At 63.0% G+C, this 8,559-nt stretch carries 9 protein-coding genes; 8 read left to right on the plus strand and 1 reads right to left on the minus strand.

What is annotated here, in order from left to right:
• Positions 1 to 296 precede the first annotated feature (296 nt).
• Positions 297 to 1,355, plus strand: coding sequence for a PLP-dependent cysteine synthase family protein (locus ACEW8G_RS08895; protein ID WP_373488071.1), 1,059 nt, complete (start codon positions 297 to 299; stop codon positions 1,353 to 1,355).
• Positions 1,356 to 1,651: 296 nt separating this feature from the next.
• Here ACEW8G_RS08895 and ACEW8G_RS08900 read toward each other — a convergent pair whose 3' ends face one another.
• Positions 1,652 to 3,214 carry a replicative DNA helicase gene (locus tag ACEW8G_RS08900; protein WP_373488072.1) on the minus strand — a complete coding sequence of 521 codons (1,563 nt, stop codon included), beginning with the start codon at positions 3,212 to 3,214 and terminating at the stop codon, positions 1,652 to 1,654.
• A gap of 139 nt (positions 3,215 to 3,353) precedes the next feature.
• Here ACEW8G_RS08900 and ACEW8G_RS08905 point away from each other — a divergent pair, with 139 nt between their 5' ends.
• The 7 genes from ACEW8G_RS08905 to ACEW8G_RS08935 form a co-directional block, all read left to right on the plus strand.
• On the plus strand, positions 3,354 to 3,836 hold the full coding sequence (locus ACEW8G_RS08905) for a UPF0262 family protein (RefSeq protein ID WP_373488073.1): 483 nt from the start codon (positions 3,354 to 3,356) through the stop codon (positions 3,834 to 3,836).
• Between the two features lie 13 nt (positions 3,837 to 3,849).
• Positions 3,850 to 4,545: a glycoside hydrolase family 25 protein gene (locus tag ACEW8G_RS08910; RefSeq protein ID WP_373488074.1), complete on the plus strand. Its 696-nt coding sequence runs from the start codon at positions 3,850 to 3,852 to the stop codon at positions 4,543 to 4,545.
• Positions 4,542 to 4,988 carry a cytidine deaminase gene (locus ACEW8G_RS08915; RefSeq protein ID WP_373488075.1) on the plus strand — a complete coding sequence of 149 codons (447 nt, stop codon included), beginning with the start codon at positions 4,542 to 4,544 and terminating at the stop codon, positions 4,986 to 4,988. The genes ACEW8G_RS08910 and ACEW8G_RS08915 overlap by 4 nt, the downstream gene beginning before the upstream one ends.
• A gap of 125 nt (positions 4,989 to 5,113) precedes the next feature.
• Positions 5,114 to 5,668 carry a dCTP deaminase gene (gene dcd, locus ACEW8G_RS08920; RefSeq protein ID WP_373488076.1) on the plus strand — a complete coding sequence of 185 codons (555 nt, stop codon included), beginning with the start codon at positions 5,114 to 5,116 and terminating at the stop codon, positions 5,666 to 5,668.
• 39 nt (positions 5,669 to 5,707) lie between these two features.
• Positions 5,708 to 6,889: a trans-acting enoyl reductase family protein gene (locus ACEW8G_RS08925; RefSeq protein WP_373488077.1), complete on the plus strand. Its 1,182-nt coding sequence runs from the start codon at positions 5,708 to 5,710 to the stop codon at positions 6,887 to 6,889.
• A 143-nt stretch (positions 6,890 to 7,032) separates the two neighbouring features.
• Entirely contained in the window at positions 7,033 to 7,803 is a 771-nt protein-coding gene (locus tag ACEW8G_RS08930; protein WP_373488078.1) for a metallophosphoesterase family protein, read from the plus strand.
• 58 nt (positions 7,804 to 7,861) lie between these two features.
• Positions 7,862 to 8,559: M28 family peptidase (locus tag ACEW8G_RS08935; RefSeq protein ID WP_373488079.1), on the plus strand; the 698-nt coding region annotated here is incomplete at its 3' end.

Below are 8,559 nucleotides of genomic sequence, written 5' to 3' on the forward strand. Positions count from 1 at the left end.
GCGCGCGCCCGGATGCGCGCGCGCAGCACGGGCGAGGGCGCATACTGGCCCATCAGATAATCGAGCACCGCGCTTTCGTCGGCGCGGTGGTGCGCCCGCACCCGGTCACGCAGCGCAATCAGTTCGGTCATGACAGATGCCTTGCTTGGGGAGATTTATGCGCCCCTTTACACCTTCCCACGGCGTTTTGAAGCCTTGCGTTGCGGCGGTCCACGCGGCATTGGCTGTACGGCAAAACATGCGATAGCCGTCCTCCGGCGCCCGCTGGAACACGGATGCCGGAAGGGGACCGCCACATGAACCAGCCACCCTGCCGCGAATGGCTGCGCTGGGCGATTGATGCCATCGAGGGCGATCACAGCCGCTCTGCCGACACGCATCTGGTCAGGGTCGATCTGGCCGGACTTGACGGAGTTGACATCTATTTCAAGGACGAGTCCACGCACCCTTCAGGGTCGCTCAAGCATCGGCTGGCGCGCTCGCTGTTCCTTTATGGCCTGTGCAACGGCTGGATCGGCAAAGGCACGACCATCGTCGAAGCGTCATCGGGATCGACCGCGATATCCGAAGCCTATTTTGCGCGGCTGCTGCGCCTGCCGTTCGTCGCGGTGGTGCCGCCGGGGACAGCGCAGGCCAAGCTGGCCGAAATCGAGCGGCTGGGCGGGCGCTGCCATATCGCCGACAGCGCCGACATTTATACCACCGCACAGCAGGTGGCGCGTGAAACCGGTGGCCGTTACATGGACCAGTTCACCTTTGCCGAACGCGCCACTGACTGGCGCGGCAACAACAACATCGCCGAATCGATCTTCGCCCAGATGATGCTCGAGCCGCATCCGGTGCCGCACTGGATCGTGGTGGGCGCAGGCACCGGCGGCACATCGGCGACCATCGGCCGCTATGTGCGCTATCGTCCGCACAGCATCGGCTGCGCCCGGATGGCGGTGGTCGATCCGGAAGGGTCGGTGTTTGCGGAAAGTTGGCGCACGGGGCGGCGCGATCTGGTCTCGGACCAGCGCAGCCGCATCGAGGGCATCGGCCGCCCGCGCGTTGAGCCCAGCTTTCAACGCGAGGTCATCGACCGGATGATCGAGGTGCCCGATGCGCAAAGCTTTGCCGCCGCGCGCTTCCTGTCCGACCGGCTGGGCCGCCGCGTCGGGCCATCGACCGGCACCAACCTGATCGGCGTGCTGCAACTGGCGCGCGAGATGATCGCAATCGGGGAGCAGGGCAGCATCGTCAGCCTGATCTGCGACGGCGGCGACCGCTATGCTGACACATTGTTCGATGACGCATGGCTGCGCCAGACCTTTGCGGACTGGGATGCGGCGGGGGATGTACTTGCGGGATTGTGACCTGCAGATCCTCCCCGATTCGGGGAGGTGGCAGGCCGCAGGACTGACGGAGGGGCGTCCACGTCAGCGACAGGGCATCACCCCTCCACCGCTTTGGGTCCCCCTCCCCCTGCAGGGGCGGATTTTTGCGAAAACGCCGGTCGTTCTCTGCACTCCGCCGTCATGCTGAACTTGTTTCAGCATCCATCGCGCGACTTGGCTAGATTCGAGCGGGAGGAGAAATAGACCCTGAAACGAGTTCAGGGTGACGAATGTGCGATCACTGCCTCATGAAACAAGAGCGCCAACGCGCGCCCCTACTCCCCAAATCCGCCCGGCGCATATTCATCGCGGGCGAGATCGCTGAATTTGGTGATCTCGCTTTCAAAGCGCAGTTGCACATTGCCGGTGGAGCCGTGGCGCTGCTTGGCGACAATCACCGTCGCCTTGTTGGCGGTCGGGCTGAACTTGTCTTCCCATTCCTTGTATTTTTGGTTGATCTCGTCGTCCTGCGGGGTCTTGGGGTCCATGATCGGGCCATCGGGCTTGACCATCAGTCGGTAATATTCCTCGCGATAGATAAACATCACGATGTCCGCGTCCTGCTCGATCGAGCCCGATTCGCGCAGATCGGAGAGTTGCGGGCGCTTATCCTCGCGGCTTTCGACCGCGCGGCTTAGCTGTGAGAGCGCCATCACCGGCACTTGCAGTTCCTTCGCCAGCGTCTTCAGGCCCCGGCTGATTTCGGAGATTTCGTTGACCCGGCCCTCGTTGCGCCCGGTTCCCTGGAGCAGTTGTAGGTAATCGACCACGATAAAGCCGATGTTGTGCTTGCGCTTGAGCCGCCGTGCGCGCGCGCGCAATGCCGCGATGGTCAGCGCCGGGGTATCGTCGATATACAGCGGCAGCTCCTCAAGCGCCTGCGATGCATCGACCAGCCGCTGGAAATCGCTGCGCGCGATCTGCCCCATGCGCAGTTTTTCTGAACTGATCCGCGACTGCTCCGCCAGAATACGCGTCGCCAGCTGATCGGACGACATTTCGAGGCTGAAAAACGCGGTGCGCGCGCCGACATTCTTGTCGTCATCGATTCCCGATGCCTTGTCGAGCTGCCAGCGCGCCGCTGCATTGAACGCGATATTGGTGGCCAGCGAGGTCTTGCCCATGCCCGGCCGTCCGGCAAGAATCAGCAGGTCGCTGGGGTGCAGGCCGCCGATCTTGGCGTTGAGATCAGTAAGCCCCGTGGTGACGCCGGAGATATGGCCGCCGCTGTTGAGCGCCTTTTCGACCATGCCCAGCGCAGTCTTGCTCGCCGCCTTGAATTCGACCGCCGCACCGCTTTCACCCTCGCCCTGGGCAACATTGTAAAGCGCCGCTTCAGCCAGTTCGATCTGGCCCATCGGATCGACCGTCTCGCTGGTGTCCATCGCCTTGTCGACCAGCGTGCGGCCGACCTGGATCAGCTCGCGCAGCAGCGCCAGGTCGTAAATCTGGCGGGCGAAATCGCGCGCGCCGATCAGCCCCGCCGCCTCACCGGTCAGCCGCGCGACGTAGCGCATCCCGCCCAGCTCGGCGAGCGCGGCATCGCCTTCAAAAAACGGCTTGAGCGTCACCGGGGTCACGGTCACATTGCTGTCGATCAGCCGCATGATCTGGGCATAAAGCCGCGCGTGGATGTTCTCGAAGAAATGCTCAGGCTTCAGCCGCGACGCCGTTTCCTCGGCGATGCGGTTGTCGATCAGCAGCGCACCCAGAAACGCAGCCTCGGCCTCAATGTTGCGCGGCAGCCGCACCGGATCGGCGGCATCGCGCGTCGCAGGCGCGGCAATCTGCGGAGGTAGCGTTGCAGGTGCAGATTGAATCAGGACATCGTCGGACATCGGGCCATATTCCGCCAACTGCCTGTGGCGCGCAAGGCACGGCATCGAATATTCGTGTGGACAAGGCCGGTACTGCGCCCGGCGGTGCGGTTTTTCCGCTTGCCCCGTCCGGGTGGTTGCGCAACAGACTGAAGGCGACATGTCCGACCCGCGCATCATCCACGTCGAGCTCGACGAGCAGACCATATTGTGGCGCAATGCGGACATCGAACAGGAACGCCGCATCGCCATCTTTGACCTGATTGAGGACAATGTCTTCAAGCCGCTCAAAGATTATCCCGATGGCTATGCCGGTCCATTCCGGCTCAGCCTTGCGGTGTACGAGGGGCGACTGGCGATCACCATCGCGCGCGAGGATGGCAGCCATCTGGAAACGCTTGTGCTGGCATTGGGCCGATTCCGTCGCCCGATCCGCGAATATTTCGCGATCTGCGACAGCTATTATCAAGCGATTCGCAAGGCGACCGCGCAGGAGATCGAGACCATCGATATGGCGCGGCGCGGCGTCCACAATGAGGCCGCAGAGCTGCTGGTCGAGCGGTTGCAGGAGAAAATCGAGATCGATTTCCCAACCGCGCGCCGCCTGTTCACGTTGATCTGCGTGCTGCACATCAAGGGCTGATCCGGCAGCACCCATGCATATTACAACGCTGAAACGCTGGTCGATCCGCCTTTCCATCATCGTCGTGCTACTCGCGCTGCTGGCCGCAGCCGCGTGGTGGGCCACCAGCCGCTGGGCGCCGTCGCGCGACGATTATCCGGTGCAGGGACTTTATGTGACGTCCGTAGACGGGGCACTGAGTTGGCCGACGCTGGCAGTGATGGGCAGCGATTTCGCTTATGTCCGCGCGAGCGCTGGTGGCAAAACCCGCGACTCGCGGTTTGCCGCCAATATTGAAGCGGCGCGCAACAGCGGGATGCGCTATGGCGCGGTGCACGAATTCAGCCTGTGCGACACCGAGGAAGAACAGGCCGAGATGTTCATCACAACCGTGCCGCGCGACCCCGACATGCTGCCACCGGTGATCAGCCTGGCGTTCGATGAAGAAGCCTGCAAGGCGCGCCCCGACCGGGCAATGGTGCTGAGCGAGCTCAACACCTTTTTGAACCAGATCGAAAGCCACAGCGAAAAGCCCGCGCTGCTGCGCATCTCTGCCGATTTCGAGGAGGCGTATGTGGTCAGCGACGGGCTCAGCCGCACAGTCTGGCTGATCGGCGATTTCTTTCCGCCCGATTATGCCGCAAAATCATGGGTGATGTGGCAGGCGAACAGCCGCTACCGGATCAAGGGCGCGCCGCAGGGGGTGCGCTGGAACGTGGTGAGACAATGAGCGACGACCAGCACAGCGCAGAGCTTCTGGCGGCAGCCCGCGCGGCGGCCAAGAGCGCCTATGCGCCCTATTCAGGCTTTCATGTCGGCGCAGCACTGCGCTTTGCCGATGGCAGCGTGGTCACCGGCAGCAATTTCGAAAACGCCAGCTACGGCCTTTCGATCTGCGCCGAGACAGCTGCGGTGATCGCAGCGAACCTGCAAGGGAAGCGCAGCGGGCTGGTCGAAGTCGCGATCATGGGCGGGCCGCTCGGCGATGATGGCGCGCTTGCCCCGACGGCGGCACCAGTCACCCCGTGCGGGCGCTGCCGTCAGGTGCTTACCGAACTTGCCCAGCTGGGTGAAACCGATCCGTTCGTCTATTCAGGCCACGCCGGCGGATATCTCGAGCACCGGCTGTCGGTGCTCTTGCCAGCCGCCTTCGGCCCCGCCAATCTGGGTTAAGCCGCTTTGCGCTCTTACCCCCCTTCCGCTCACCCTGAGCCTGTCGAAGGCCCCGCGATTCCGCCTGCCTGGCTGCGGGTCCTTCGACAAGCTCAGGATGATCGGGTGATGGAGAATATTCGCTGATGTCCATCCTCTCCGACAAATGGATCCGCGCGCAGGCGCATGAAAACGGCATGATCGATCCGTTTGTCGAGGCGCAGCGGCGCGACGGGTGCATTTCCTACGGCTTGTCGTCCTACGGCTATGACGCGCGGGTGGCGGACGAGTTCAAGATATTCACCAACGTCAATTCGTCCGTCGTCGACCCCAAGCAGTTCGACCCCAACAGCTTTGTCGACCGCAAGACCGACGTCTGTATCATCCCGCCCAACTCGTTCGCGCTCGCCCGCACGGTCGAATATTTCCGGGTGCCGCGCGATGTGTTGGTGATCTGTCTCGGCAAATCAACCTATGCGCGCTGCGGCATCATCGTCAACGTTACCCCGCTGGAACCGGGCTGGGAGGGGCATGTCACGCTGGAATTCAGCAACACCACCCCGCTGCCCGCCAAAATCTACGCCAATGAAGGCGCGTGCCAGTTCCTGTTCCTGAAGGGCAACGAACCCTGCGAGGTGAGCTATGCCGATCGCGCAGGCAAATATATGGGCCAGCGCGGCGTGACTTTGCCCAAGCTTTGACCCATAGAAACAGGGACCAACGCAATCAGGAGAGCGCCCATGGCAGCCAAGGACACCCGCGAATTCGATATCATCGTCTATGGCGCGACCGGCTATACCGGGCGGCTGGTGGCCGAGTATCTCGCGCATCATTACGGCCCGCGCGATGACGGCCCCAAATGGGCGATGGCCGGGCGCAGCCGCGCCAAGCTGGAGCAGGTGCGCGACTCCATCGGTGCCCCGGCCACTACGCCGTTGCTGGTCGCCAACGCCGATGACAGCGCCGATCTTGAGGCGATGTGCCTGCGCACCCGCGTGGTGCTGACCACGGTTGGGCCATATCAGCTTTATGGCGACAAGCTGGTTGCCGCCTGCGTTGCCACCGGCACCGATTATGCCGATCTGTGCGGCGAACCGGCGTGGATGGCCGAAAAGATCGCCGAGCATCAATCCACGGCCGAAGCAAGCGGCGCGCGCATCTGCTTTTCCAGCGGGTTCGATTCGATCCCGTTCGATCTTGGCGTGATGATGACGCAGAAGGCTGCGGTCGAACGCTTCGGCAAGCCCGCGCCGCGCATCCGTGGGCGCGTACGCGCGATGCAGGGCACGTTCTCCGGCGGCACCGCCGCGAGCCTTGGCGCGACGATGAAGGCGGCGGCGAAGAAACCCTCGCTCATCAACGTGCTGCGCAACCCGTTTGCGCTAACGCCGGGCTTTGAAGGTCCCGATCAACCGTCGGGCATGATCCCTTCCCATGAGGAAGACCTTGGCAAATGGGCTGCGCCGTTCGTGATGGCGCCGATCAACACCAAGAACGTCCACCGCACCAATTTCCTGCTCGGCCACCCCTATGGCACCGATTTCAAATATGACGAGATGATGCTGACCAGCCCCGGCGAAGCCGGCAAGGCAGCGGCCAACGCGGCGCTCGAATTCATGAAGAATCCTTTTGGTGCCAAGCCGCCCAAGCCCGGCGAAGGGCCGACCAAGGAAGAGCGCGAGAACGGCTTTTACGATGTCGTGTTCGTCGCCGAAATGGCCGATGGCGGACGGCTGCAATACGGCGTCAAGGGTCGCTATGATCCGGGCTATGGCTCGACCTGCCGGATGCTGAGCGAGACGGGGATTGCGCTGCTTTCCTGCGACCACCCAGGCGGGATCGGCACGCCGGGCGCGTTTCTTGGCGAAAATCTCGTCAAGCGGCTGGAAGAGCATGCCGAACTGACCTTTGCGGTGGAATAGGCGCGCTCGCTTTGCACGCGCGCATTCTGCCCATGTTCATGTTGCACCTGCGAACGGCAGACAGTTGCACATTTTGCCGAATGCTGGCTATAGCGCCAGCGGGGTACCCGCAGAGCAAAACTTGAACAGAAATTGACCACGCCATGCTGAAGGCCTTGTTGCGCAGAAAACCGAAACTGGCTCCGATCGACACCGCGTGTCTGCCGGATGGCCGCCGCGTCTATGCCATCGGAGACATTCACGGGCGGCGCGATCTGCTCGATGATCTGCTCGATCAGATCGTCGCCGACGACCGCGCCCGTCCCCCCGCCGATACGCACATTGTGTTTCTGGGCGACCTGATGGATCGCGGCCCGGACAGCGCCGGGGTGATCGACCGCGCGATGGAACTGGCCGCACAGTTGGGCGACAACGTGCATTTCCTGATGGGCAACCACGAAGAGGTGTATCTTGGCGCGGCGACCGGTGATGAAAAGCTGGTGCGCTTTTTCTGCAAGATTGGCGGGCGCGAGACAATCCTGAGCTACGACATCAGCGTGACCGAGTATAACGCGCTGGCAATGGATGCGCTTGCCGAGCGCGTGCCGGCGCTGTTCCCCCGCGCTCATGTCGATTTTGTGAAGGCCTTCAAGGACCAGATCATCATGGGCGATTATGCCTTCGTCCATGCCGGGGTACGCCCCGGCGTGCCGATGGAGCAGCAAAGCTCCAAGGACCTGCGCTGGATCCGCGAGGATTTCATCGTGGATGAGGCCCCGCACGACAAGCTGATCGTCCACGGTCACACCATCACCGAAGATGTCGAGGAATGCCGCAACCGCATTGGCATCGACACCGGCGCCTATCTGAGCGGCACGCTGACCGCACTCGCGCTTGAGGGCAACGATCGCTGGTATCTCAAGACCGCGCCATAGGCGTGAGGCAGGAAACGCCTGCTTGAGTTATGTGACAAGCTGCGCCAGTCTGGCGATTATGAAAAAAACCATTGGCATCATCGCCGCCCTCGCCCTGTTTCCCGCGCCCGCCCTTGCCAACAACAGCGCTGATCCGCAAAGATTGCGCGCTGATGTCGAGCGTTTGGTCAGCTTCGGCACCCGCCACACCCTGTCATCGGCCGATCACCCGACGCGCGGCATCGGTGCGGCGCGGCGCTGGGCGGCAGCGGAATTTGCGCGCATCGGCAAGCAATGCGGCGGCTGCATCACGGTCGAACAGATTGACCGGCGCTTCACCGGCCCGCGCGCACCCGAAGGCGTCAATGTCGTCAATGTGCTGGGCGTGCAAAAGGGCAGCGGCAACCCCGATGACATCATCATCCTGTCCGCGCATATCGACAGCCGCGTCTCTGACATCGCAGATTTCACCAGCGATGCCCCCGGCGCCAACGATGACGGATCGGGCAGCGCGCTGGTGCTGGAAGCCGCACGCATCCTCAGCAAACAACGCTTTGGTCCAACCATCATCTACGCCCTGCTCTCGGGCGAGGAACAGGGGCTTTGGGGCGGGCGGCTGATCGCAGAGACGGCGCGCGCGCGCGGCTGGCAGGTGCGCGCGTTGCTCAACAACGACATCGTCGGCAACACGATGGGTCAGGATGGGCGCACCGTCGCTGACCGGGTGCGGGTATTTTCCGAAGGCATCCGCGCGTCCGAATCGCTCGCCGAAGCGAT

The organism is Blastomonas sp., from assembly GCF_041747255.1.
Lineage (GTDB): Bacteria > Pseudomonadota > Alphaproteobacteria > Sphingomonadales > Sphingomonadaceae > Blastomonas.

Excerpts from the sequence above, each read along its gene's own strand:
- ACEW8G_RS08895 (WP_373488071.1), top strand. The coding sequence starts at position 297 with ATGAACCAGCCACCCTGCCGCGAATGGCTGCGCTGGGCGATTGATGCC.
- ACEW8G_RS08900 (WP_373488072.1), bottom strand. The coding sequence starts at position 3,214 with ATGTCCGACGATGTCCTGATTCAATCTGCACCTGCAACGCTACCTCCG.
- ACEW8G_RS08905 (WP_373488073.1), top strand. The coding sequence starts at position 3,354 with ATGTCCGACCCGCGCATCATCCACGTCGAGCTCGACGAGCAGACCATA.
- ACEW8G_RS08910 (WP_373488074.1), top strand. The coding sequence starts at position 3,850 with ATGCATATTACAACGCTGAAACGCTGGTCGATCCGCCTTTCCATCATC.
- ACEW8G_RS08915 (WP_373488075.1), top strand. The coding sequence starts at position 4,542 with ATGAGCGACGACCAGCACAGCGCAGAGCTTCTGGCGGCAGCCCGCGCG.
- dcd (WP_373488076.1), top strand. The coding sequence starts at position 5,114 with ATGTCCATCCTCTCCGACAAATGGATCCGCGCGCAGGCGCATGAAAAC.
- ACEW8G_RS08925 (WP_373488077.1), top strand. The coding sequence starts at position 5,708 with ATGGCAGCCAAGGACACCCGCGAATTCGATATCATCGTCTATGGCGCG.
- ACEW8G_RS08930 (WP_373488078.1), top strand. The coding sequence starts at position 7,033 with ATGCTGAAGGCCTTGTTGCGCAGAAAACCGAAACTGGCTCCGATCGAC.